The organism is Pseudomonas sp. B35(2017) (assembly GCF_002113645.1).
In the GTDB taxonomy this organism is placed as follows: domain Bacteria; phylum Pseudomonadota; class Gammaproteobacteria; order Pseudomonadales; family Pseudomonadaceae; genus Aquipseudomonas; species Aquipseudomonas ekonensis.
Map to the genome: position 1 here is coordinate 135,030 of NZ_NEIZ01000003.1, position 24,207 is coordinate 159,236.

At 66.3% G+C, this 24,207-nt stretch carries 30 protein-coding genes and 1 pseudogene; all 31 read left to right on the plus strand.

The annotated features are described in order from the left end of the window. The first annotated feature begins 44 nt into the window (after nucleotides 1–44). Nucleotides 45–245 (plus strand): Com family DNA-binding transcriptional regulator, encoded by a 201-nt coding sequence (locus tag CAG41_RS07145; protein WP_085581438.1) that lies wholly within the window; start codon nucleotides 45–47, stop codon nucleotides 243–245. Further along, a complete protein-coding gene (locus tag CAG41_RS07150; protein WP_085632073.1) occupies nucleotides 242–823 on the plus strand; it encodes a DUF642 domain-containing protein in 582 nt (193 codons plus the stop codon). Before CAG41_RS07145 ends, CAG41_RS07150 begins: the two co-directional genes overlap by 4 nt. A gap of 83 nt (nucleotides 824–906) precedes the next feature. Next, nucleotides 907–1,245 (plus strand): phage holin family protein, encoded by a 339-nt coding sequence (locus CAG41_RS07155; RefSeq protein WP_085581442.1) that lies wholly within the window; start codon nucleotides 907–909, stop codon nucleotides 1,243–1,245. A 72-nt stretch (nucleotides 1,246–1,317) separates the two neighbouring features. Further along, on the plus strand, nucleotides 1,318–1,839 hold the full coding sequence (locus CAG41_RS07160; RefSeq protein ID WP_085581444.1) for a hypothetical protein: 522 nt from the start codon (nucleotides 1,318–1,320) through the stop codon (nucleotides 1,837–1,839). A gap of 3 nt (nucleotides 1,840–1,842) precedes the next feature. Then, nucleotides 1,843–2,451, plus strand: a complete 609-nt coding sequence (locus CAG41_RS07165; RefSeq protein WP_085581446.1) for a phage baseplate assembly protein V — start codon at nucleotides 1,843–1,845, stop codon at nucleotides 2,449–2,451. A 14-nt stretch (nucleotides 2,452–2,465) separates the two neighbouring features. Beyond that, nucleotides 2,466–2,798 (plus strand): phage baseplate protein, encoded by a 333-nt coding sequence (locus tag CAG41_RS07170; RefSeq protein ID WP_085581448.1) that lies wholly within the window; start codon nucleotides 2,466–2,468, stop codon nucleotides 2,796–2,798. Then, nucleotides 2,795–3,790: a baseplate J/gp47 family protein gene (locus tag CAG41_RS07175; RefSeq protein ID WP_085581450.1), complete on the plus strand. Its 996-nt coding sequence runs from the start codon at nucleotides 2,795–2,797 to the stop codon at nucleotides 3,788–3,790. The genes CAG41_RS07170 and CAG41_RS07175 overlap by 4 nt, the downstream gene beginning before the upstream one ends. Beyond that, nucleotides 3,787–4,422 carry a phage tail protein I gene (locus CAG41_RS07180; protein WP_085632083.1) on the plus strand — a complete coding sequence of 212 codons (636 nt, stop codon included), beginning with the start codon at nucleotides 3,787–3,789 and terminating at the stop codon, nucleotides 4,420–4,422. Before CAG41_RS07175 ends, CAG41_RS07180 begins: the two co-directional genes overlap by 4 nt. Continuing rightward, nucleotides 4,423–6,834 (plus strand): phage tail protein, encoded by a 2,412-nt coding sequence (locus CAG41_RS07185; RefSeq protein ID WP_085637391.1) that lies wholly within the window; start codon nucleotides 4,423–4,425, stop codon nucleotides 6,832–6,834. A 15-nt stretch (nucleotides 6,835–6,849) separates the two neighbouring features. Continuing rightward, nucleotides 6,850–7,278 carry a phage tail assembly chaperone gene (locus CAG41_RS07190; protein ID WP_085581456.1) on the plus strand — a complete coding sequence of 143 codons (429 nt, stop codon included), beginning with the start codon at nucleotides 6,850–6,852 and terminating at the stop codon, nucleotides 7,276–7,278. Nucleotides 7,279–7,377: 99 nt separating this feature from the next. Beyond that, nucleotides 7,378–7,563: a hypothetical protein gene (locus CAG41_RS07195; RefSeq protein ID WP_085581459.1), complete on the plus strand. Its 186-nt coding sequence runs from the start codon at nucleotides 7,378–7,380 to the stop codon at nucleotides 7,561–7,563. 2 nt (nucleotides 7,564–7,565) lie between these two features. After that, nucleotides 7,566–8,732, plus strand: coding sequence for a phage tail protein (locus CAG41_RS07200; RefSeq protein WP_085581461.1), 1,167 nt, complete (start codon nucleotides 7,566–7,568; stop codon nucleotides 8,730–8,732). Further along, nucleotides 8,732–9,238 carry a phage major tail tube protein gene (locus CAG41_RS07205; RefSeq protein ID WP_085581463.1) on the plus strand — a complete coding sequence of 169 codons (507 nt, stop codon included), beginning with the start codon at nucleotides 8,732–8,734 and terminating at the stop codon, nucleotides 9,236–9,238. Before CAG41_RS07200 ends, CAG41_RS07205 begins: the two co-directional genes overlap by 1 nt. A 150-nt stretch (nucleotides 9,239–9,388) precedes the next feature. After that, nucleotides 9,389–9,970: a phage tail assembly protein gene (locus CAG41_RS07210; protein ID WP_085632088.1), complete on the plus strand. Its 582-nt coding sequence runs from the start codon at nucleotides 9,389–9,391 to the stop codon at nucleotides 9,968–9,970. Between the two features lie 128 nt (nucleotides 9,971–10,098). Beyond that, a complete protein-coding gene (locus tag CAG41_RS07215; protein WP_085706810.1) occupies nucleotides 10,099–12,312 on the plus strand; it encodes a phage tail tape measure protein in 2,214 nt (737 codons plus the stop codon). Next, the gene (locus CAG41_RS07220) at nucleotides 12,309–12,692 is read left to right on the plus strand and encodes a phage tail protein (RefSeq protein ID WP_085706811.1); all 384 of its coding nucleotides are present in this window, start codon (nucleotides 12,309–12,311) and stop codon (nucleotides 12,690–12,692) included. Before CAG41_RS07215 ends, CAG41_RS07220 begins: the two co-directional genes overlap by 4 nt. Continuing rightward, nucleotides 12,685–12,897 carry a tail protein X gene (locus tag CAG41_RS07225; protein WP_085706812.1) on the plus strand — a complete coding sequence of 71 codons (213 nt, stop codon included), beginning with the start codon at nucleotides 12,685–12,687 and terminating at the stop codon, nucleotides 12,895–12,897. Before CAG41_RS07220 ends, CAG41_RS07225 begins: the two co-directional genes overlap by 8 nt. A gap of 9 nt (nucleotides 12,898–12,906) precedes the next feature. Next, nucleotides 12,907–13,935 (plus strand): phage tail protein, encoded by a 1,029-nt coding sequence (locus CAG41_RS07230; RefSeq protein WP_085637385.1) that lies wholly within the window; start codon nucleotides 12,907–12,909, stop codon nucleotides 13,933–13,935. 64 nt (nucleotides 13,936–13,999) lie between these two features. Next, nucleotides 14,000–14,572, plus strand: coding sequence for a hypothetical protein (locus CAG41_RS07235; RefSeq protein ID WP_085632096.1), 573 nt, complete (start codon nucleotides 14,000–14,002; stop codon nucleotides 14,570–14,572). After that, nucleotides 14,569–14,751 (plus strand): DUF2635 domain-containing protein, encoded by a 183-nt coding sequence (locus CAG41_RS07240; protein WP_085581478.1) that lies wholly within the window; start codon nucleotides 14,569–14,571, stop codon nucleotides 14,749–14,751. Before CAG41_RS07235 ends, CAG41_RS07240 begins: the two co-directional genes overlap by 4 nt. Beyond that, entirely contained in the window at nucleotides 14,751–16,250 is a 1,500-nt protein-coding gene (locus CAG41_RS07245) for a phage tail sheath subtilisin-like domain-containing protein (RefSeq protein ID WP_085581480.1), read from the plus strand. Before CAG41_RS07240 ends, CAG41_RS07245 begins: the two co-directional genes overlap by 1 nt. Nucleotides 16,251–16,316: 66 nt before the next feature. Beyond that, nucleotides 16,317–16,664, plus strand: a complete 348-nt coding sequence (locus CAG41_RS07250) for a phage tail tube protein (protein ID WP_085581482.1) — start codon at nucleotides 16,317–16,319, stop codon at nucleotides 16,662–16,664. After that, complete coding sequence (locus tag CAG41_RS07255; protein WP_003222226.1) at nucleotides 16,661–16,957, plus strand: phage tail assembly protein; 297 nt, start codon at nucleotides 16,661–16,663, stop codon at nucleotides 16,955–16,957. Before CAG41_RS07250 ends, CAG41_RS07255 begins: the two co-directional genes overlap by 4 nt. Nucleotides 16,958–17,087: 130 nt before the next feature. Further along, nucleotides 17,088–18,860 (plus strand): phage tail protein, encoded by a 1,773-nt coding sequence (locus CAG41_RS07260; RefSeq protein ID WP_085637382.1) that lies wholly within the window; start codon nucleotides 17,088–17,090, stop codon nucleotides 18,858–18,860. Then, nucleotides 18,847–20,082 carry a DNA circularization protein gene (locus CAG41_RS07265; RefSeq protein WP_085706813.1) on the plus strand — a complete coding sequence of 412 codons (1,236 nt, stop codon included), beginning with the start codon at nucleotides 18,847–18,849 and terminating at the stop codon, nucleotides 20,080–20,082. Before CAG41_RS07260 ends, CAG41_RS07265 begins: the two co-directional genes overlap by 14 nt. A gap of 3 nt (nucleotides 20,083–20,085) precedes the next feature. Continuing rightward, nucleotides 20,086–21,129, plus strand: coding sequence for a phage baseplate assembly protein (locus CAG41_RS07270; protein WP_085581488.1), 1,044 nt, complete (start codon nucleotides 20,086–20,088; stop codon nucleotides 21,127–21,129). A gap of 209 nt (nucleotides 21,130–21,338) precedes the next feature. Next, nucleotides 21,339–21,848, plus strand: a complete 510-nt coding sequence (locus tag CAG41_RS07275; RefSeq protein WP_085706814.1) for a phage baseplate assembly protein V — start codon at nucleotides 21,339–21,341, stop codon at nucleotides 21,846–21,848. Continuing rightward, nucleotides 21,848–22,246: a phage GP46 family protein gene (locus tag CAG41_RS07280; protein ID WP_085637379.1), complete on the plus strand. Its 399-nt coding sequence runs from the start codon at nucleotides 21,848–21,850 to the stop codon at nucleotides 22,244–22,246. The genes CAG41_RS07275 and CAG41_RS07280 overlap by 1 nt, the downstream gene beginning before the upstream one ends. Next, complete coding sequence (locus CAG41_RS07285) at nucleotides 22,236–23,276, plus strand: baseplate J/gp47 family protein (RefSeq protein ID WP_085581494.1); 1,041 nt, start codon at nucleotides 22,236–22,238, stop codon at nucleotides 23,274–23,276. The genes CAG41_RS07280 and CAG41_RS07285 overlap by 11 nt, the downstream gene beginning before the upstream one ends. Next, a complete protein-coding gene (locus CAG41_RS07290; protein ID WP_085581496.1) occupies nucleotides 23,267–23,866 on the plus strand; it encodes a YmfQ family protein in 600 nt (199 codons plus the stop codon). Before CAG41_RS07285 ends, CAG41_RS07290 begins: the two co-directional genes overlap by 10 nt. 14 nt (nucleotides 23,867–23,880) lie before the next feature. Then, nucleotides 23,881–24,079 (plus strand): annotated as a pseudogene (locus CAG41_RS29125) (hypothetical protein); the annotation flags it as partial. Nucleotides 24,080–24,207: the final 128 nt, after the last annotated feature.

A 24,207-nucleotide genomic window follows, 5' to 3' on the forward strand; every position in this document is an offset into this window, starting at 1 on the left:
CGGCGAAAAGGAAGGATCCAGCCCATGAAGAAGGCCCGTTGCAGATGTTGAAAGACTGCAGATGCGGACACTGCAACAGGCTGCTTGCCCGCGTGGGCCAGTGTGCCGAGCTCCAGATCAAATGTTCCCGATGCGGGACGCTGAATCATGTGAGGGCCGCGAGCCCCGAGCCATCGCCCGTGAGCGACATGAAGGCTGCCCAGGCAGCTCAACCCCCTCATTCCACTCGACAGGTGAACACATGAACGTTCTGAAAAAATACATCGCACCGCTTCTCGCCACCGCCGCGCTGTTGGGCGCCGCAGGCAATGTGAAGGCGGCCAACCTGCTGGTCAACGGCAGCTTCGAACAGCCGGGCTGCAGCGGCAGCTGCATCCTGGACACCCCGGCCAAGGCCAACTTCATCATCGGCTGGACCACGTTCCTGTCCGGTGCCGAGTACTTCAACATGCCGGCCTCCATCGGCGGTTCCGCTGCGGCGGACGGCGTGGTGATCGTTGACCTCGCCAACTATGTCTACGGCAACGGCGGCGGCATTCAGCAGAACTTCGCCACCACCCCCGGCGCCAAGTACCGCCTGACCTTCAGCGCCGGCAACTCTCGCTTCGCCAGCCGTTCCGGCAGCGGCGTCGTGCAGGTCAAGGTGGCCGGGCAGACCGTCAGCTTCGACACGCCGATCGCCAAAGGCGTCGCGGTCGAATGGAGCACCGTCACCTACGACTTCACCGCCACCACCGCGCAAACGACGCTGGCCTTTTTCAACGAGCAGAATCCGTACGCCAACTATGCCTTCATCGACAACGTCATCGTTGAACGCCTGTAATCCCGGATCGGCGCATCCACCCGAGGCGGTGCCCGGCACCGGCGGTTTCCCCCCCATCCATCAACGCACCCTGGAGGCGTGACATGACGAACGAGCAACAAGCGTTGGCGGACATGCCGATCTGGCTGGTCATCCTCCTGGCCGTCGTCGGCGGGGTGTCCGGCGAGATGTGGCGCGCCGACAAGGAAGGCGCCCGGGGCTGGGCGCTGCTGCGCCGGCTGGCCTTGCGCTCCGGCGCCTGCATGATCTGCGGGGTCTCCGCGATCATGCTGCTGTACGCCGCCGGCCTGTCGATCTGGGCCGCCGGCGCCTTCGGCTGCCTGACGGCCATGGCCGGCGCGGACGTCGCCATCGGCCTCTACGAGCGCTGGGCCGCCAAGCGCATGGGCTTGAGCGAACCGCCGCCGCACGATCCGCAATAACCCCTTCACATCCTGTCCTCGCTGCCGTCCGGCGGCGGGGTTTCGTGTGGACATTCGAAAAGGAGGTCATGCATGCCTGCACCGATCCAGCAGCCTTCGCAGCTGTTCACGGCGATGGCGACAACCTTGCGCAACGCCGCCGGCCTCGATGTGCAGGTCGGCGCCCACCCTGAATTCACCGCCCCGGGCGACAAGGCCTGGGTGCTGATCGACATCGAACGCAACGGCCCGGGCGAGCGGGCGGCCGACGGGCGCATCGCCCATGTGCTGACGCTGTCGCTGCAGGTCGTCCCGGCGCTTGCCGCCAGTGCGTTTGCCGCTTGCGACTTGATCGCCGCACTGAAGAACCTGGCCACCGACAACCGCTGGGGCTTGCCCGGCGACCAATGCGACCGGCCGTTGAACCTCGACGGCGTGCCGTCGCTGCTGGTGCGGGACGGGCAGTCCCACAAGGCCTGGACGCTCTCGTTCATCCAGACGCTCTACCTCGGCCCGACCTTGCTCGACGACCCGCTCGGCACCCCGAAATTCGCCCGCACCTGGGAAGTCAGCGACATCGACGACCCCGACCAATACACCTCGCTGGAGGCCTGAGCCGTGTTCGATGCGCTGATACGCATGCAACTGGGGCCGATCATCGAGCGGCTGGCCGAGATGGAAGCGGAAGTCGAAGACCTGCACCGCCGCGCCGAGAGTTTCTGCCGCATCGGCGTGTGCCAGGACGTGGATGCCGCCGGCAATACCTGCCGGGTCAGCCACGGCGGATTGCTGACGCCGTCCATCAAGTTTTTCAACCCGAGCGCCGGGGCGCAGAGCGAGTCGCGGATCCCCACGCCGGGCGAGCAGTGCCTGCTGCTGAACTACGGCAGCGGCGAAAGCGGCGCGCAGAGCGTGGCGCTGTTCGGCTTGAACAGCGACCGGTTTCCGCCGGCCTCCACGGTGCCGACGCTGACCCGTCGGGTACACGGGGACGGCAGCGAAAGCGGCTATGACGACGCCACCCACACCCTGCATTGGCAGAACGGCCCGGCCGCGTTCAAAGGCTCCCGCGAATCGCTGGAGCTGAGCATCGGCCCGGCGCGCCTGGCGATGACGGCGCAGGCGATCAACCTGCAACTGGGCGGCGCCGGCCTGACGATCGATGCGGCCGGCGTGCACTTCAGCGGCCCGCTGGTGGATCACCAGGGCCGCGTCATCAGCCCCTGACCCGAGAGCCTTCCATGATCGGAATCGATAGAGACACCGGGGCCACGGTCGACGACTGGCTGCAGTTCGTGCAGCGCGCGACCCGGGCCCTGACCACGCCGCTGGGCACCCGGCAGAAACGGCCCTTGTACGGCTCGCTGATCCCCACCTTGCTGGGCCGCAACCTGGGCGACGACGTCCTGCTCCTGGCCCAGAGCCATGCGGCCCAGGCGTTCTACAACCCGCAGAACGGCATCGGCGACTTCCAGCCGCAGGTGATCGTCGCCACACGCCAGGGCGCCGGGCTGCTGCTTCGTTTCGCCGGCACCTGGAAAAACCGCCAACAGACTTTCGAGGTCGTGACATGAGCATGCTGATCCCCGGCCAGAACCAGTTGGCTGAACCTGCGCTGATCGCCATCGACGCGTTCGAGGACTTGCTCGCCGAGTTCAAGGCCTTCGTCGTCGACTACGTCGGCACCCGCGCCCCGCAAAGCGCCGAGAAGCTCAAGGCCAGCCTGGAGAACGAAAGCGAACTTTTGACCCTGGCCCTCGAAGCGTTCTGCGTGCGCCTGCAGACCCACGAGCGCAAGTACAACGCCCGCATCAAGCAGATGCTGGCGTGGTGGGCCACCGGCAGCAACCTGGACGCGCGGCTGGCCGACATGGGCCTGGAGCGGCAGTTGCTCGATCCGGGCGATCCGGCCGCTTTCCCGCCGGTGCCGCCGGTGTACGAAAGCGACGACGACGCCCGCCTGCGCTACTACCTGGCGCCCCATGCGCCGGCGGCGGGGTCGCGGATGCAGTACCGCCGCGAGGTCTTCACCCTCGGCGAACGGCCGACGGTGAAGGTGGCATCCACCGACGCCGGCGTGGTGAACGTCACCTACACCTTCGACCCGGACGGCCTCGCCGCCCAGGTCAAGGACGGCAACGGCCGGCGCACCGCGCCCGGCGAAGTGCAGGTCACCGTGCTGGCGCGGGAGGGCGACGGCACGCCGTCCGCCGCGTTGCTCGACGGCGTGCGCAAACATTTCGCCCGGCCTGACGTCTGCCCGGAGACCGACAAGGTCACCGTGCGCGGCGCCGACATCCAGCGCTACAAGATCCGCGTGGTGGCCAAGATCAACTCAGGCCCCGATTCGGGCCTGACCCAGGTCGCCGCCGAGCAGCACCTGCAAGCCTACGCCGACAGTTGCCACCGCCTGGAAGGGCGGGTCGACCCGAGCTGGATCGACTACACGCTGCACAGCGCCGGCGCCGTGCAGCTGCAGATCCTCGAACCGCTGGCGCCCATCGTCACCACCGCGTTCCAGGCACCGTACTGCACCGCGGTCGAGGTCGAGGTGCAGACGCTATGAGCGATCAAACGCAGCGCCCGACGCTGCTGCCGGCCAACAGCTCACCGCTTGAGCGCGCGCTGGACATTGGCTTCGGCGCTTTGCTCGACCGCATCGCGCCGCCGTTTCCCGAGCTGATGGATCCCAAGCAGACGCCGGTGGCGTTTCTGCCGTATCTGGCGGCGGATCGTGGGGTCGCCGAATGGAGCACCGACGCGCCGGAGACGGAGAAGCGCTTGACCGTCGAACTGGCCTGGCCCACCGCGCGCCGGGCCGGCACCCGCACGGCGTTGGAAAACGCCGCCAAGGGCCTGCAACTGCGTCCCGAGGTGCGCGCCTGGTACGAGCAGACCCCGCCCGGCACGCCCTACAGCTTTTCGGTGCGGGCGTTTTCCGAGCAGCCCTACAGCGAAGAGATCGACGCCCGGCTCGACCGGCGCCTGGCTGACGCCAAGAGCGAACGGGATGTGCTGTCGGTGTCGGTGGGCTTGAGCGCCTTCGGCAGCCATTCGGTCGGCGCCGCGACGTTCTGCGGCGAACTGACCACGGTCTATCCGGTGTTCATCGAAGGGCTCGAAGCGACGGGCCAAGCCTTCAAGGCGGCCGGCCTGTACGCCGTCGAAACATTCACTATTTATCCTCAGGGGGCCTGAATGGCTGACTATTACACCCTGCTCACCAACGCAGGGATTGCCTACGAGACCGCCTGCAAGGCGGCGGGCGTGCCGATCAAGCTGACGCAGGTTTCCGTCGGCGACGGCGGCGGCACGGTCTACAACCCGGCGGCCACCGCCACCGCGCTCAAGCGCGAAGTCTGGCGCGGGCCGCTCAACGCGCTGTTCCAGGACGAGAAGAACCCGAGCTGGCTGCTCGCCGAAGTCACCATCCCGCCGGACGTCGGCGGCTGGTACGTGCGTGAGGCGGGGCTGTGGACCGACACCGGCATCCTCTACGCCATCGTCAAGTATCCGGAGTCGTTCAAGCCGGTGCTGGCCTCGTCCGGTTCGGGCAAAGAGTTCTACATCCGCTCGATCTTCGAGACCAGCAACGCGTCGCTGGTGACGCTGCTGATCGACGACACGGTGGTCAAGGCCACCCGCGCCTGGGTCATGAGCTACCTGGCCGAAGAGCTCGGCAAGCTCGACGGCAAGCAATCGGTGCGCGTGGCCGCGACCGGCAATGTGGTGCCGAACGGCGCGCAGCAGATCGACGGTGTGGCGGCGGTCGCCGGCGACCGCGTGCTGCTGGCGAACCAGACCCTGGCCAAGGACAACGGCCTGTGGGTCGTGGCCAACGGCGACTGGACGCGGGCCAACGATGCCAATGTCAGCGCCAAGGTCACGCCGGGCCTGACCGTGATGGTCGAGGAGGGCACCGTCAACGGCGATTCGCTGTGGCACCTGACCACCAATGCGCCGATCACCCTGGGGACGACCGCGCTGACCTTCAAGATGCTGGCCGGGCGCACGGGCGTTGCCGCCGGCAGCTACAAGAGCCTGACCGTTGACGAATACGGTCGGGCCACGGCGGGTTCGAACCCGGACACTCTGGCCGGGTTCGGCATCAAGGATTCCTACACCAAGGCCGAAGTCGAAGCACTGATCGCCAAGGCCTCGGCGTTGCCGGTGGGCTCGATTGTTGCCTTCCCTGTTGATACCCCACCGCCAGGCTTTCTGGAGCTGGACAACAGCGTCAAGAGCAGCGCGACTTACCCCGACCTGAGCGCCTATCTGGGCGGCAAGTTCAACAAGGGCGACGAGGGCGCGGGCAATTTCCGCTTGCCGGAAGCGCGTGGCGAGTTCCTGCGGGGATGGGATCACGGACGAGGAGTGGATTCGGGCCGTGCACTCGGCGGCTGGCAAGCCGATGAGATAAAGGCCCACGTTCATGCGACCGAATATGAGCTCATTACCGATACGTTTGCGGCCGGAACAGTGTTACGAAACTTTGTTCAGAAATACGGCACACAGAGCAGTGTCCAGACCAAAGCGACCGGTGGTGCGGAGTCACGTCCGCGCAACATCGCCGTCATGTGGTGCATCAAGGCCTGGAATGCGCCGGTCAACCAGGGAAACATCGATGTTGCCGCACTGGTCAAGGAAGTCCAACGGCTCGGTTCCGCCGTGCCGGTCGGCGCCGTCATGGCGTTCCCGACCGGCATCGTTCCTCCAGGGTTCCTGGAGCTCAACGGCAGCGTGCAGAGCATCGCGACCTACCCGGATCTGGCGAGCTACCTGAGCACCGCCTACAACAAGGGTGACGAAGGCGCCGGCAACTTCCGCCTGCCGGATTCGCGCGGCGAATTCCTGCGCGGTTGGGATCATGGGCGGGGCGTGGATTCGGGGCGAGCGGTAGGAAGCTGGCAAAAAGGAAGCTTACAGACTTACGACTACAGCAATGCCAATCCGGCCGTTTCCGGTCTTTGGCATAACGTCGCATCGGATACAGGTCTTGCCGAGTTTCACGGCCTGGATGCCTACACGGCACCTAGCTATATCGTCAGCAACGCAATCTTCACCGCAGGCGCGACCCCCGTTAGCGCTGGCGCATTGGGCGTCACACGTCCGCGAAACCTCGCCGTCATGTGGTGCATCAAGGCCTGGAACGCGCCGCTCAACCAGGGAAACATCGATGTCTCCGCGTTGGCCGTTCTGGCGCAGCAAGCCACCGAGCTCAATCAGGGCACGGCGAAGACCGCCACTCAGGCCCAGACAGACGCCGGCAGCGACGATCAAACGATCGTCACGCCGAAGAAACTGCGGTGGGGATTCTCGGCGCTCAAGGCTTCCAATGGATATCTGATGCTGCCGAGCTGGCTGGGCGGTCTGGTCATCCAATGGGGAACCACCGGTGCCATTGCCGCCGGTGCCCAAATGACAGTGACCTATCCGATTGCGTTCCCGAACGTTTCTGTCATGACATTGATCGGCAACAGTTCCTCGATAGGGTCTACCGGTGCCACTTCCACGCTTTGTGTCATGTACGGTGACAAGACAAATTTCACGGTTTCCGCGCTCGGCAGCACGGGCCAACCGAATGGTCCATGGATTTCGATTGGCTGGTAATCAGGAGAACAGGTTATGTCACTTTTTTATGCCGCCTCCACTGGCGGTTTCTACGACGACACCGTTCACGGTGTCATGCCGGATGACGCAGTGAAGATCACTGCGCAGTTGCGTTCGCAACTGCTCGCCGGCCAGTCACAGTCACTGGCGATCGTTGCGGATGCCGACGGAAACCCTGTGCTCAAACGGCCGGAGATGGATGCCGAAGCGCAAGCCAATCGTGAGCGCATGTGGCGCGACGGCGAAATCGACAGCGTGAAATGGCTGCGTGAGCGTCATCGCGATGAACTCGAAATGTCCAGCCAGACGACATTGACCGTCGATCAGTACCAGACGCTGCTGGCTTATCTGAAGCGCCTGCGCGACTGGCCGCAGTCGGAGCACTTTCCCGACGAACAGGCTCGCCCTGGACAACCTGACTGGATTGCGCTGCAGATCCGTTGAACGCCCCGCACCCCGGGGCGTTTTTCTTCCCCCAATAAGCAATCAACACCCGCCAAGCCCCTCCCCGCAGGGGCTTTCCCGTTTATGGAGAAACGAAAAATGGCAACCCGCCAAACCTACACCGTGCTCGTCCCGTTCCCCACCGGGGGCGGTCACTGGTCGAGCGTCGGCCAAGAGCTCGATCTGCTCGACGTCGAGGCCAGCGCGCTGCACACCGCCGGCCGGCTTGAGCTGAAGACCCCAACCACCCAGGCCAAAAAGGCCGCTGCCAAGAAGGCTGACTGAACATGGCTGAAGTCCTGAACTTCGAGCACAACGGCATCACCGTCAATGCCACCGAATCCCCCGAGGCCATGGGCGGCCTGGGCGACAACGTCATCGGCCTGGTCGGCACCGCGCCGAAGGCCGATCCGCTGATTCCGCGCAATGCGCCGTTTCGCATCAACAGCTTCACCACCCACGCGTTGCTGGACCCGACCGGCGCCGAAGAGGGCACCCTGTACCACGCGGTCTACCAGATCCTCAAAGTGGTCAAGGTGCCGGTGTACGTGGTGATCGTCGAGGCGGGCGCGACCCCGGCCGACACCGTCAACAACGTCATCGGCGGCATCGAGCCGGCCACCGGCCGCAAGCTGGGCCTGGCGGCGCTGGGCAGCGTGCCGGAAGACCTGACCATCATCGGCGCGCCGGGCTTCACCGGCACCAAGGCGGTGGCCGGCGAGTTCGCCTCGTTCGGCAAGCGCATCAAGGCCCGTGTGGTGCTGGACGGCAAGGACGCCTCGGTGGCGGACCAAGTGCTGTACAGCCAGGAACTGGGCGGCGCGGACCTGGGCTTCGACCGTTGCCTGGTGGTGCACAACATGCCGGCGGTGTACTCGAAAGCGGCGAAGAAGAACGTCTTCCTCGCGCCATCGAGCCTGGCGATCGCCGCGCTGGCCAAGGTCAAGCAGTGGGAGAGCCCGGGCAACCAGGTGACCTACGCCGAGGACGTGTCCCGCGTCGTGGAATACAACATCCTCGACACCTCCACCGAAGGCGACCTGCTCAACCGCTACGGCGTGAGCTACTACGCCCGCACCATCCTCGGCGGCTTCTCGCTGCTGGGCAACCGCTCGATCACCGGCAAGTTCATCAGCTACGTGGGCCTGGAAGACGCCATCAGCCGCAAGCTGGTGAAGGCCGGCCAGAAGGCCATGGCCAAGAACCTGACCAAGTCCTTCATGGACCAGGAGGTCAAGCGCATCAACGACTGGCTGCAGACCCTGGTCGCCGACGAAACCATCCCCGGCGGCAGCGTGTACCTGCACCCGGAACTCAACAGCGTCGAGAAGTACAAGAACGGCACCTGGTACGTGGTCATCGACTACGGCCGCTACGCGCCGAACGAACACATGGTTTACCAACTCAACGCCCGCGATGAAATCATCGAGCAGTTCCTGGAGGACGTTCTCTAATGTTTACCAACCGCAACCGCCAGGCCATCGCGGCCACCCTGCAAGGCCTGCCGCTGTCGGCGACCGTGGAAGAGTTCACGGCGCCGAAGATCGAGTTCGACATGGAAAACATGACGGGCGGCCGCTTCATCGTCGAGGAAATGGCCAAGAGCGCCAAGGCCCTGGGCGCCAAGCTGATCCTCCAGGGCGCGGGCCCCGAAGTCATGCTGGCCCTGGGCGTGAAGCTGGGCGACGACATCCTGCTGAACGTGCGCGAGGCCGGCCAGGACCAGGACGGCAACACCTGGTTCACCTACCACACCGTCGGCGGCAAGCTGAAATCCCTTGAGGAAGGCACCGTGAAAATGGGCGAGAAGCCCAAGACCACCCTGGAGCTGTCCTGCCGCACCTACAACCGCCTGGAAAACGGCGTGCCGGTGATCGACATCGACGTGCGCACCCAGAAGTTCGTGCTCAACGGCGTGGACATCCTCGGCGACGCACGCCGCGCGGTGCTGATGCCGTAAGCCGATCCCCGCAGCCAACCGATCCCCTGTGGGAGCCAGCCTGCTGGCGATAAGGCCTGACGCCATCGCAGGCAGGCCCGCTCCCGCAGCGGGGCCGGGTTGGCGGGCATCAAGCAACACCCCTCTCAAGAATCACCAAGGAATTCATTCATGTCGTGGATGCCACCCCAGCATGACCTGCTGTCGCCGATCACCGGCGACGACGGGGCCGAGATCGCGCAGATCCAGCTCAAGCCGTTGTTCTACGCCGCGCAGAAAGAAGCGCTGGAGCGCGCCGGCGACGACGAGGACGATCAGTTCTTCGAGCTGGCGCTGCTGGCCACCGGGCTGTCGGTCAAGGAACTCGACCAGCTCAAGCGCCCGGACTACGTGAGCATCGCCCAGTACGTGCACGAGATGTCCACCCAACCGGCGTCGCACTTTCTCGCCCAGGCCGAAGACGCCAGGCGTTCGGACGACCCGGACGAAGTGCAGCTGCTGCAGCCGCTCGCCGTGACCGGCCGCACCGTGACCTCGCTGAGCCTGGAAATGCCCGCGCTGCGCGCCACCAAAGTGATGAAGAAACTGAAGACGGCCAAGGAACGCGCCGAATTCATCACCGCCCATTGCACCGGCCTGATGATCCCCGATCTGGCCCACCTGAGCGTCCCGGACTGGACGCAGCTGCAGGTGCGCATCGACGATTTTTTAAACCAGCCGGCGGCCTACTTTCGGAGCGCGACATCGAAGTGATCCTCGATGTCGTGCCGCTCATTTACCCGGTAAGTGAGGCGGAGATTCTGGAATGGGACGCCGAAAAGGCGTTGCGCCGCTACGACATAGCGATCACTCGCCTTGGCGTGAAACAGGAGTAGGGCGGCATGGCAGAAAACAGATATGCGCTCACCTACGCCGGTGAGGGCGGCAACAGCGCAGGCGCACTGGTGATGCCCGAGGGTTTGGGCAAGCCGCTGCAGGACTTGAACCTGACGCTGGCCCTGGCGAGCGTGGACATCCGCTTGCTGACCCAGGAGCAGATCAAGCTGCGCGAGCAGCTGGTCAGCCAGCAATCGCTGTTCAAGGCGGGGGCCGCAGCCCCGGCGGCGGCTCCTGAGCCGAAGTCGAAGCTCAAGGCCGAGATCGAACAGCGTCCGCCGCCCAAAGGCCTTCAGTCGGCCATGGCCAACGAGACGGCGCTGGTCGAGCTGAACCAGGTGCTGCACCTGAGCAAGGAATCGCTTCAGGCCCTCTCGGAAAAGAACCTGGAAACCGCCAGCGACAAACGGATCGCCCCCAGCGGCGCCACGGGGGCGGACTTGCTGCAGGTGCAGCTGGCCGCCCTCAGGTCCGGCATCAGCGATGGCTTGAAGGGCGAGCAGAAGCGGGACGCGTTGCAGACGTTCTCCAGCGATGCCGCCCTCAACGCGTCGGCGTTCAAGATCGACGTCAAGGCGGCCGGCGAGATGCTGGCCGGCTGGCGCACGACGCTGAAGCTCGACCGGTTGCAGAGCCAGGACCTGGCCGACGCGACCAGCCATCTGGGCAACAGCGGCCTGAACGTCAAGGCCGCCGACATCGGCGCTGTCGTTCAGAGTGCCGGCGAGAGCGCGAAAGCGACGGGCATGACGCCCGAGCAAGTGGCCGCATTGGCGGCCGCGTTCCTCAACAGCGGCGCCGGCAAGGCCGACGCCGGGGCGGCGCTGAAGAGCTTCACGGCGACCTTGGGCAAGGGCGAAACCGCGTCCTCGGCGCAACGCGAAGCCTGGGCGCAGATGGGCCTGAACCCTGAGTCGCTGGCCCGCAGCATGAGCAGTGATGCGCCGCAGACGATCAAGCTGGTGCTTGACGAACTCAGGAAACAGCCTGAAGAGAAACAGGCTGCGCTGACCAAGACGCTGTTCGGCAACAACGATGCGGTGCTCGAACTGCTGAAGAAGCCGGAGGATGTCAGCACAGCCTTCAGGCTGGTGGCCGACAAATCTCAGTACGCGACCTCCAAACGCGGCGAGGGCGCAGGATCGGCGGCCGCGACCGCCGAGGCCTACGGCAATACCTCCCAGGGGCGCTGGAATGCACTGGACGCGAGCCTCAACAGGCTGTCCACGTCCGTCGGCACGGCGCTGGCGCCGGTGACCGATGGCATTGCCGTAGGGCTCACGGCGCTGGTCAACGGGCTGAGCGCAGCAGCCGAGACGTTCCCGTTCGTCACGGCAGCGCTGACTTTGCTGGGGGTGGCCGCCACGCCGTTCGTGGCCGGCGCGCTGAAGACCGGCGTGTCCTCGGTGCTCGATGCGGTCTCCGCGAGGCTGCTGCGCCTGGCGGCGGCGCGTTTGCCGTCCGACATCGGCGACATGATCACCGGTGACGATGAGGGTGACGGCGGGCGCAAAAAGAAACGGTCCGGCCGCAAACCGGGCCAAGGCAAGGGGGCCAAGGCTCCCGCCAAGCCCGCCCAGCCCCGGGCAGGCGCCGTGCGCCAAAGCCCGCTGGCCCGTCTGCGCAGCGCGGCGCTCAAGGTCATGCCGTCGATCAGGGGCGCCGCCGCCCGCGTCATGCCCGCGTTGCGCAGTGCCGGGGCCAAGGTCATGCCGCTGATGGCCAGGGCGGTGCCCTTCGTCAGCAAGGCCGCGACGCCGCTGATGCTTGCCGGCGCCGCCTATAAAGGCCTGAAAGGCTGGCGTGAAGGCGATGATCAAGCGGTGGGCGGGGCGGCCGGCCAATTGGCCGGGACGGCCATCGGCGCCACTATCGGATCGTTCTTGCTGCCGGGCATCGGCACGGCCATCGGTGGCGTCATCGGCGGAACGGCAGGTGCCTGGCTGGGAGAGAAACTGGCCGCCCCGGCGGTCGACAAACTCGCGCCGCCGGCAGACGTCGCCAAGAACCTCGTCAACGCCCCGAGCCAGACCCAGCAGGTCACCTTTTCGCCGTCGATCCAGGTCACGTGCCCGGCACCGGACACGGCCGAGCAGATCCGCACGATCATCGGGCAGCAACTGAGCGGGCAGTTCCATGGCCAGTTCCTGCCGATGCTCACCCACAACCCGCTCGCCACCCGCCGTGATGCGGCCCTGACCGATGGAGTCGCCGGATGAAACAGCAAATGGCACTGGGCAGTTTCATCTTCGGCCTGTCCCGCGGCTTCGCCTACAGCACGCTGGCGCGCAAGTCCGACGGCGGCTGGAGCGAACTGCCGATCCTCACCAGCAAACCCAAGGCCCATCAGACCGGGCAGAAACCGCAAACCCTGACCGTCACCGGCAAATCGATGTATGCCGTGGCCATGGAGCGGCTCGATGAGCTGCGGGCGTTGCAGGCCCTGCGCACGCCGCTGCCGTTGATCGACGGCATCGGTCGCAACTGGGGCTTGTGGCGGATCAACAACATCCAGGAGAACCAGAGCCAGGTCATCGACGACGGCACGGCGATGGTCGTCGACTGGACCCTCGAACTGGCGGAGTTCAACAATGCGTAAGGTACGGAGCGTGGCCGGCGACTCGGTCAACCTGCTGCTCTACCGCGAGTCGGGCCGCAGCGACGATCAGGCCGAAGAGGCCTTGTGGGCGCTCAATCCGGCGCTGGCCGAGCAGGGCCCGGTCCTGCCGGCGGACGTCTGGGTGACGCTGCCCGAACTCGACACGAAACCCGCCGCGATCAAACCGGTCACGGCCTGGGACTAAGGAGGCGGCATGGCACTGGGATTCACGCCGTCGGTCGAGATCTACGGGGCCAACGCGGCCCTGCTCAACCAACGCCTGATCAGTTGGGAACACATCGATGCCGCCGGGCTTGAGTCCGACCAGCTGACGCTGGTGCTCGACCTGGAAGGCCTCGCCGGGTTGCCGACCCTGGGCGGGAACATCGGCCTGCGGGTGGGCTACCTGGAATCCGGCCTGGTCGACAAGGGCCAGTTCAAGGTCACCCGCCTCACGCCGACCCTGTTTCCGCTGCGCCTCACGCTGGTGGCCACGGCGGCGCCGTTCAGCGCCAAGGACGAGACCGGCTTCAAGCAGCGCCGCACGGCCAGCCACGGCCCCACCACCCTCGGCGCGCTGTTTCGCGAGCTGGTGTCGCGGCACGGCTTTTCGCCGCGGGTCGATCCCGCGTTGGCGATGATTCGGATCGCCCACGTCGACCAGTCGAACGAGACCGACATGGGCTTCATCACACGGCTGGCCGGCAAGTACAAGGTGATCGCCAAACCGGTGAACGAACTGTATGTGCTGGCGCGGCCGGGGCAGGTCAAGTCCTTGTCCGGCAAGGTGTTGCCGGACGTCCGGCTGTCGGTGACGAGCGACAACCGCCCCGGCGACCACGCGTTCATCAGCGCCGTCCTGGAAGAGACCGCCCGCACGCAGAACCAAGGCTGCAAGACCACGTTCTGGGATGCCGCCGCCTGCGTGATGCGGGAGGTCAAGACCGGCCTTGCACCGTACAAGACCCTTCGCCAGACCCTGCCCAGCGAGGAAGAGGCCAAAGCCGTGGGCGAGGGCGAAGTGCGCAAGATGCTGCGGGAGAAATACAAGGTGAAGGTCAGTTGCCCCGGCGACCCGAGGCTGTCCGCCGAGGGCCTGCTGGTGCTTGACGATACCTGGCCGGATTTCATGCGCGGGCGCTGGTCCATCGACAAGGTCACCGCCAGCGGCAAGCGCGAGGAAAGCTACCGCTGCCTCATCGAGGCAAGCGGCCTGGATCCCAAGGCCGACGCCAAAGCCTGACTTCGCATGCCCCCTGTGGGCGCGAGCCTGCAGATCCTCATCCCCCCGACTTTGGAACGCACCCATGAAGATCACCCCGATCCTCACGCAGCTGCGTGAGCAATGCCCCGGCTTGGCCAACCATGTGGCGGCCGGGGGCGACCTGAACGATCCGAACCTGCCGCTGCCGTCGGCCTGGGTCACGCCGCAAGCCGACCTGGCCGGCGCCAGCACCGCGCAGAACGCCGCACGGCAACCGGTGCGCGACCGCTTCGACGTCGTCCTCGTGCTGGACGCCACGGACGCCGCAAAAGCGCTGGACCGGCTGCACGAACTGCGCGCCGAACTGTGGCGCGCGCTGGTGGGCTTCAAGCCCGGCGGCGACTACAGCGCCATCGCCTACGACGGCGGCGAACTGGTTTCGATCAACGGCAGCCGCGTCCTGTACCGGCTGCGCTTTTTTGCCGAGTTCCAGCTCGGCCGCAATCTGGCGAGTCAGCCTGCGGAGAGTTGGCACGAACGCGAACTGGACGGCTTGTCGTCCTTCACCGGGGTCACTGTGCGGGTCGATGCGATCGACCCGGCCGACCCCAACCTCAAACGCCCGGGGCCCGACGGGCGCCTGGAAATGACTTTCTCTGGAGACGTAACCCCATGAGCAATCGCATCACCGTGCTGCCGGCCGCCGGCCGTGCCGTGCCTGACCCGGAAGCGGGCGACCTGCTGCCCCAGGAGGGCCGCGAAGTGACGGACAGCGCCTGGTGGCGCCGGCGCCTGGCCGACGGCGACATCACCATCAAAACCGCGAAAGCGGCTAAACCACAGGGAGCCAAATAATGGCGATCGGATTCAGCAACATCCCCGCGGACATTCGTGTACCGCTGTTCTATGCCGAAATGGACAATTCGGCGGCCAATAGCGCGACGTCGGCCATGCGCCGCCTGATCGTGGCCCAGGTCAACGACAACATCGCCCCGGCCGACGTCGGCAAGCTGGTGCTGGTGTCCAGCGTGGCGCTGGCCAAGAGCATCGGCGGCCAAGGCTCGATGCTGGCCTCGATGTACGAGACTTTCCGCAAGACCGACCCGGTCGGCGAGATCTGGTGCCTGCCGCTGCACAGCACCGACGGCAGCATCGCCAAGGGCGTGCTGACCCTGACCGGCACCGCCACCCAGGCCGGCCAGCTCAACCTGTACGTCGGCGGCGTGCGTGTGCAGGCCACCGTGGTCAACGGCGCCACCGCCGCCCAGGCCGCCACGGCCCTGGTGCAGAAGATCAACGCCACGGCCGACCTGCCGGTGAGCGCGGCCGCCGCCGACGGCGTGATCACCCTGAGCGCCAAGTGGACCGGCGCCAGCGGCAACGACATCAGCCTGCAGTTCAACCGCCTGGGCAAGAGCAACGGCGAAGAGACCCCGGCCGGCCTGACCGTCGCGGTCACCACCGTCATGGGCGGCGGCACCGGCGTGCCGGACCAGGTCGCGGCGGTCGCCGCACTGGGCGACGAGCCGTTCGAGTTCATCTGCCTGCCGTGGTCGGACCTGGCCACCCTCAACACCTGGCAAGCGGTGATGGACGACAGCACCGGCCGCTGGTCCTGGGCCAAGCAGTTGTTCGGCCACGTGTACAGCGCCAAGCGCGGCACCGTCGGCACCCTGGTGGCGGCCGGTCAGGCCCGCAACGACCAGCACATGACCATCCAGGCCCTGGAGCCGGGCGTTCCGCAGCCGGTCTGGGTGCAGGCCGCCGCGCTCGCCGCGCGCACTTCGGTGTTCATCTCCGCCGACGCCAGCCGTCCGACCCAGAGCGGCAGCCTGCCGGGCGTGGATCCGGCGCCGGCCAGCGAACGCTTCACCCTGACCGAGCGTCAGTCGCTGCTCAACTACGGCATCGCCACCGCCTACTACGAAGGCGGCTACGTGCGCATCCAGCGCTCGATCACCACCTACCAGAAGAACGCGTTCGGCCAGGCCGACAACTCCTATCTGGACAGCGAGACCATGCACCAGTCGGCGTACATCGTGCGTCGCCTGCAAAGCGTGATCACCAGCAAGTACGGCCGCCACAAGCTGGCCTCCGACGGCACCCGCTTCGGCGCCGGCCAGCCGATCGTCACCCCGGCGACCATTCGCGGCGAGCTGATCGCCCAGTACGCCAAGCTGGAACTGGAAGGCCATGTGGAGAACGCCGAGCTGTTCGCCGAGCACCTGATCGTCGAGCGCGACGTGCAGGACCCGAGCCGCGTGAACGTGCTGTTCCCGCCGGACTACATCAACGGCCTGCGCGTGTTCGCGCTGCTCAACCAATTCCGCCTGCAGTACGACGACGTCGCCTGAGCGGCCCGTTCGGTTCTGTGAATCCAGCCCACCCCGCGTGGGCTTTTTTTTGAAGGGAGTAACACCATGGGTCAACTGATTGCAGGCACCTGCTACGTGAAAGTGGACGGCGCGCAACTGACCATCAACGGCGGCTGCGAAGCCCCGCTGATGGCCGTCAAGCGCGAGACCGTCGTGCCGGGCTTCTACAAGGAAACCGACATCGCGCCATCGTTCAAGGTGACCGCGCTGCACACCGCCGACTTCCCGCTGAAGAAGCTGGTCGAAGGCACCGACATCACCGTCACCTGCGAATTCAGCAACGGCAAGGTCTACGTGCTGGCCGGCGCCTACCTGGTCGAAGAGCCGGTCTCCAAGGGCGATGACGCCACCATCGAACTGAAGTTCGAAGGCATCAAGGGGACCTGGCAATGAGCGGCGCCGTGAAGCTTCAAGTTGCGATCGAAGCTCACGGCGAGCCCCTGACCGAACTCGTCCTGCGCCGTCCGACGGTGCAGGAAGTGCGGGCGATCAAGGCGCTGCCGTACAAGATCGACAAGAGCGAAGAAGTCAGTCTCGACATGGACGTCGCGGCCAAGTACATCGCCGTGTGCGCCGGCATTCCGCCGTCGTCGGTCAACCAGTTGGACCTGGCTGACCTCAACGCGCTGAGCTGGGCCGTCGCGAGTTTTTTCATGAGTGCGGCGTCGGAGCCATCACCGACCTGATTTCGGTCGCCTATGACCTGGCCTGGTTCTGGAAGGTTGACCCCGAACAGATGATGGCCAGGCCACTGGATGTGCTTCGCGAATCGCTGGAGCACGCGCAACGGATCAATGCGATGCAGCAGGTGCAGTGATGGCAGAGACAGAAACCAAGGAAAAGGCGTCGGTGCTGCTCACGGGCATCGACGAGCTGTCGCCCAAGCTCGGTGCCTTGCGGGCGAAGGTCGACAGCTTCAAGAAAAACCTCGAGCAGACCGGCCTCGGCAAGCTGGACATCAGCGGCCTGTTCAAGGGCGGCAGCGTGATCACGCCGTTCGTGGATGGCATCAAGTCGGCGGCGGCGTTCCAGGGCAAGCTGACCGAGGTGGGCGATGCGGCGAAAACCGTCGACATGCCCGCCGCGCCGAAGGCCGCCGCGCAGAACCTCAACGTATTCAGCGCATCGATGGAGAAGGTGTCGGCCGCCGTGGATGCCGCGCTGCTGCCGGCGGTGGGCACGCTGGTGGTGGCGCTGGAGCCGATGCTGACCCAGGTCGGCAGCCTGCTCAACGACAACCCGAAGCTGGTCGAAGGCCTGGCGGCGGGGGCCATCGCGTTTTCGGCGATGCAGACCGCCGTGACCGGCGCGACCCAGGTCTTCGACCTGATGAGCATGGTGCTCAAGACCAACCCGATCATGCTGATCGCCATGGGCATTGCCGTGGCGGCCGGCCTGATCGTGGCCAACTGGACACCGATCTCCGCCTTCTTCAGCGGGTTGTGGGACGGGGTGAAAAGCGCCGCGGCCAACGCCATGGCGTTGCTGCGGTCGGTGCTCGACTGGCGGCCGCTCCAGGCGCTGGCGGCGTTGTGGGAACCGGTCAGCGGGTTCTTCGCGGGCGTCTGGGACAAGGTCAAGGCGGTCACCGCGCCGGTGTTCGAGTTCTTCAGGACGCTGTTCTCCTGGTCGCCGGCGGGCATGATCATCGAAAACTGGGGACCGCTGACCGGGCTGTTCTCGGCGATCTGGGAACTGCTCAAGGCCTTGAGCGTGCCGGTGACGGCGTTCCTCAAAGGGCTGTTCGACTGGACGCCGCTGGGGATGGTCATCAACCACTGGGGTGCGATCACCGGGTACTTCGCGTCGCTCTGGGCCTCGCTGCTGCCGGCGGCGCAGGCGGTGAAGGGCTTCTTCGTCACGTTGTTCGACTATTCCCCGTTGGGGCTGATCATCAACAACTGGGGCAGCATCGTCACCTTCTTCGAGCCGGTCTGGGCAGCGCTGCTGGCGTCGGCGCAACAGGTCAAGAGTTTCTTCGCGGCCCTGTTCGAATGGTCGCCGCTGGAGCAGATCGCCCAGTACTGGCAACCGGTCAGCCAAGTGTTCGCCGCGCTGTGGGATGTGGTGAAAGCGTTGGCCGCACCGGTGATGGAGTTCCTGCACACGATGTTCGAGTGGTCGCCCCTGGGGCAGATCATCAAGAACTGGGGCCCGATCACCGAGTGGTTCGGCGAGCTGTGGCAGAAGCTGCAGACCGTGATCGCTCCGATCAAGGAACTGTTCGACGGCGGTTTCGCCGGCCTGATCGCCAAGGTCACCGGCAAGGTCGAAGGGCTGACCGAAGCGCAGCGCCGCACCAACGCCGAAGGCAAGGGTGAATTGGCGCCGGCGTTCTTCGGCGGTTCGAATCCTGAAGGCGCCGCCGCGTTGCAGGGCGGTTCGCTGCCGCAGAGTTCCGGTGCCCTGATCCAGCAAAGCGCCGCCAACAACCGCACGCAACTGGAAGGCGGCCTGACGGTCCGCTTCGAAAATGCGCCGGCGGGGCTGCGCACCGATCAACCGCAAACCAATCAGCCGGGGCTGGCGCTCAGTTCGCGCATCGGCTATCGCTCGCTGTCCATGGGAGGTTCCAATGAGCTGGCGTGACCGTTTGTTGCCGGCGTCCTTTCGCGGCGTCGGCTTCTGGATCGACCAGGCGAAGACCCCGGTCGGCCGCAAGGGGCAGCTGCACGAATACCCGCAGCGCGACCTGCCGTTCTTCGAGGACCTGGGCCAGCAGGCCAAGATCCATGACGTGACGGCGCTCATCGTCGGCCCCGATTGCCTGGAGCAGCGCGACAAGCTGCTCAAGGCGCTGGAGCAGGGCAGCGGTGAGCTGGTGCACCCGTGGCTGGGGCGCCTGCAGGTCAAGGTCGGCGAGTGCGACATGACCCACACCCGCCAGGACGGCGGGCTGGTGACCTTCACCCTGAAGTTCTACCCCGATGTGCCGCTGCCGTTCCCGACCGTGACCGTCAGCACCCAAAAGGTGCTGCTGGCCAAGGCCGACACGCTGCTGGGCTCGGCGGTGGCGCGCTTCGAGCAGGCCATGACCCTGATCAAGGCCGCGCGGATCGGCATCGCCAACCTGCGCAACAGCCTCACCGGGGTGTATGACGTGATCAAGGAACAGCTCAAGCCGCTGATCGATCAGTACCGGCAGATCACGGAGCTGGTGAAGGCGGTGAAGGAGTTGCCCAAGGAAGTGGCGGCGGAGTTCAAGGGGCTGCTCGGCGACATCAAGGAGCTCAAGGCTTTCGCGAAGGAGGGCTACCGTGGCGTGATCGCCGACGTGTCCCAACAGCTCGAAGCCATCCGCAAGGCCGACGCGCCGAAGCTCACCACCGGCAAGGACACCACCGCCGCGGCGCAGGCCTTGACCGACCTGGTGCAGGACACCGTACTGGTCAAGGTGGCGCAGTGGGTGGCGTCGATGCCGGTGGCGACCGCCCCGGTGAAGCTGCCGTCTACGCCGTCGCTGGAGCACCAGGCCAAACTGCCGGTCACCCGTCAGGAAGTGCCGGTGACCGACGACCTGCAAGCCTTGCGCAACGCGCTGGTCGAGGCGATCAACCCGATGCTCGACAAGGCCAGCCCCGCGCACTACCAAGCCATCAGCGACGTAAAGGATGCGCTCAAGGCGCACCTTCAGGCCGTGGCCACCTCCGGCGTGCGCCAGGTCAGCAAGTCGTTCCAGGAAAGCTTTCCGGCCGTGGTCGTGGCGTACAAGCAGTTCGCCGACGCCACCCGGGTCACCGAAGTGATCCAGCGCAACGGCATCACGCATCCCGGCTTCTCGCCCAACGATGTGAAAGTCACCGGGGAGTGAGCCATGAGCGAGATAGACAACCGCGTCACGCTGACGGTCAATGATGTGGAGTACGGCGGCTGGAAGAGCGTGGAGATCACCGCCGACCTTGAGCGGCAGTTCCGCACCTTCAAGCTCGACATCACCTGGCAGTGGCCGGGGCAGACCACCGACAGCCGGATCAAGCCCGGCGACCCGTGCGAGGTGAGGATCGGCAAGGACCTGGTGCTGACCGGGTACGTGTTCAAGGCCCCCATCCGCTACGACGGGCGGCAGATCAGCCTGTCGGTCGAAGGCAGTTCCAAGACCCAGGACCTGGTCGATTGCGCCGCGACCAACCGGCCGAGCCAATGGCAGGAACAACCGCTGCTGAGCATCGTCCAGGCCCTGGCGATGGAGTATTCGCAGACGGTGGTCAACGAGATTCCCGAGACCTCGCGGCTGGCCAAGCACACCATCGTGCCGGGCGAGACCGTGTTCCAGTCCATCGACCGTCTGCTCTCGCTGTTCCGGGTGTACTCCACCGATGACGAGCAGGGCCGGCTGGTGCTGGCCAAGCCCGGCAGCAGCGGGCGCGCCAGCGATGCGCTGGAGCTGGGCAAGAACATCCTCTCGGCCAGTGCGCCGATGGACTACAGCCAGGTGTTCTCCGAATACCGGGTGATCGGCCAGCAGAAGGGCACCGACGCCAAGAGCGGGGCGGCGGCCAGCGAAGTGGAATCGGTGGCCGCCGACCTGACCTTCAAGCGCCGGCGCACGACGGTGATCAACGAAGGCACGCAACTGACCTTCGAGCTCGCCCAGCAGCGCGCCCAGTGGGAAAGCGCCACCCGCATGGGCCGGGCGCAGTCCACCACCTACCAGGTGCAGGGCTGGCGCCAGTCCAACGGCGACCTGTGGCGGCACAACACGCTGGTGCGGGTCAAGGATCCGGTGCTCGGCTTCGACGGCGACATGCTGATCTCCAAGGTGACGTATTCGCTGTCGGCACAGGGCTCGGTCACCACCTTGCAGGTGGCGCCGCCGCACACCTTCGACGCCAACCCCACACCGCCCAAGAAAGCCTGAGCCAGCTTCGCGCCGCCCCTGCGGTGTCTGCACCGACGCCATCGCCAGCAGGCTGGCTCCCACTGTCTGGCGGCGCCGCAGACCCCCTGTGGGAGCGAGCCTGCTCGCGAAGGCGGACGGCCAGGCCAATCGATTTCGACTGACGCAACGCCTTCGCACCGCCGCTCCCACGGTGGATCGCGTCGTGGCCCAACTCTGAAGGAAACCCCATGAGCCTACTGACACGCCTGCTGGCGCGCGGCACTGTCGTGCTCGCCAGTTCGGCCTCCAAGCTGCAATCGCTGCAGATGCGCCTCACCGCAGGCGAGGTGAACGATGACCTGGAGCATTTCGAACCCTACGGTTTCACCAGCCATCCGCTGGCCGGCGCCGAGGGCGTCGTCACCTTTCTGGGCGGCGACCGTTCCCACGCCATCGCCCTGGTGGTCGCCGACCGTCGCTACCGCCTGCAATCGCTGGCGGCGGGCGAGGTGGCGATCTACACCGACGAAGGCGACAAGATTCATTTCAAGCGCGGGCGGATCATCGACATCGAGACCGCCACGCTCAACATCCGCGCCAGCAGCGCGGTGAACTTCGACACGCCGGTGATCAACCAGACCGGCAAGATCGTGTCCAAGGGCGACCAGGTCGCCGCCGCCATCAGCCAGATCAAGCACGTGCACGGCGGCGTGCAGGGCGGCAACGGCCAGACCGCCGCCCCCGCGGGAGGTGCCTGATGCTCATCGGCCAGAACCTCCACGCCGCGCTGACCCGCGCGGTGCTCATCAGCCTGTTCACCTGGCGGCGCGCCGCCGATGACGACGCCCTCGACGACGAGGAACGCTTCGGCTGGTGGGGCGACAGCTTTCCCACCGTGGCCGACGACCGCATCGGTTCGCGGCTGTGGCTGCTGCGGCGGGTCAAGCTGACCCGCCAGACCCAGATGGACGCCGAGTTCTATGCCCGCGAAGCCCTGCAATGGCTGATCGACGACGGCCACTGCAGCGCCATCGACCTCATCAGCGAACGCCTCGACGCCCAGCGCCTGAACCTGCGCACGGTCCTGACCCTGGCCGACGGCGAGCGCCTGGACATCAACCCCGATAACAGTTGGCAGGTGATCTATGCCGTTTGAAACCCCTTCGCTGCCGGTGCTGATCAAACGCACCCAAAGCGACCTGGCCGGCGATTCGCTGCGCCAGTCCGATGCGCAAGTCCTGGCCCGCACCCTCGGCGGCGCGGCGTTCGGCCTGTACGGCTACCTTGACTGGATCGCCGAGCAGATCCTGCCCGACACCGCCGACGAATCGACCCTTGAGCGGATCGCCGCGCTGCGCCTGAACCAGCCGCGCAAGGCCGCCCAGGCCGCCACCGGCAGCGTGAGCTTCAGCGCTGCGGCCGGCGCGGTGCTGGACGTGGACACGCTGCTGCAGGCCAGCGACGGTCGCACCTACAAGGTCACCGCCGCGCGCACCACGGTCAGCGGCACCAACACCACCACCGTCGCCGCGCTCGACGCCGGCAGCCTGGGCAACGCCGATGCGGGCCTGGCGCTGACCCCGGTGCAGCCGGTCGCCGGCGTTGTCGGCAACAGTTTCGTGGTCGCGGCGCCGGGCCTGAGCGGCGGTGTGGCGCGGGAGAGCCTGGAGTCCCTGCGTTCGCGGGTGATCCGCTCCTACCGCGTGATCCCCCACGGCGGCTCGGCCCAGGACTACGAGACCTGGGCGCTGGAATGCCCCGGCGTGACCCGCGCCTGGTGCCGCGGCGGCCTGCTCGGCCCGGGCACCGTGACGGTGTTCATCATGCGTGACGACGACCCGCAACCGGTGCCCAACGACGAGCAACTGGCCGAGGTCCAGGCCCACATCGAACCGCTGCGCCCGGTCACCGCCGAGGTGCATGTGCAGCGGCCGGTGCAGGTGCCGGTCACCTATCGCCTGAGCGTCAATCCGGACACCACGGCGGTGCGGGCGGCGGTCGAGGCGCAGCTGCGCGACCTGCACAACCGCGAGGCCGACCTCGGCCAGTCGCTGCTGATCAGCCACATCCGCGAAGCCATCAGCAGCGCCGGCGGCGAGTACGACCACACGCTCACCGCGCCGGTCGCCAACGTACCGGCCGGGCAAAGCGAACTGCTCACCTTCGGAGGTTGCGTATGGGGGTGATCAGAACCGCCGCGCAATACCAGGCGCAATTGCGCGCGTTGCTGCCCGCAGGCCCCGCCTGGGATCCGGAACGGGTGCCGGAGCTGGAAGAGGTGCTGCACGGCGTCGCCGTCGAACTGGCGCGCCTCGACGCCCGCGCCGCCGACCTGCTCAACGAGATGGATCCGGCCGGCGTCAGCGAACTGGTGCCGGATTGGGAAAAGGTGATGAACCTGCCCGACCCGTGCCTGGGCGCCACGCCGCTGTTCGACGACCGCCGCCTGGCCGTGCGCCGCCGCCTGCTGGCGGTCGGCAGCCAGGCCGTCGGTTACTACCTTGAGATCGCCAAGAGCCAGGGCTACCCCAACGCCACCATCACCGAACTCGAAGCCCCGCGCATGGGCCGTTCGCGGTTCGGCGCGGCGCACTTCGGCACCTGGGAGGCGCAGTTCATGTGGACGCTCAACACCGGCGGCCGCCTGCTGCTGGGCCGGCGCTACGGCGCGAGCTACTGGGGCGAACGCTTCGGCGTCAACCCGGGCTCGGCGCTCGAATGCCTGATCCACCGCGCAGCGCCGGCGCACACCAAGGTGCACATCAATTATGACTAGGGAGGTTTGACGGAATGGATTATCCGAAGAGTGTCCCCAGCTCCGGGCTGGTGAACGGCAAGTTTGTCGATGAGAACCCGCTGACCGGCACGCCGGGGTCGCTGATCCCGGCTCGCTGGGGCAACAGCGTCACGGACGAAATCGTCAACGCGATCGTCGCCGCCGGGCTGGTGCCGGACGAAGGCGACAGCACGCAGCTCAAGGCGGCGATCTCAGCGATCGTCGAGAAGAGCAAGAACGACGCGTTGGCGAGCAAGGACGAAGCGGAGTCAGGCACCAGCAGCGTTCGCCTGATGACGCCGCTGCGAGTGTTTCAGGCCATCGAAAAGAAACTGGTGCAG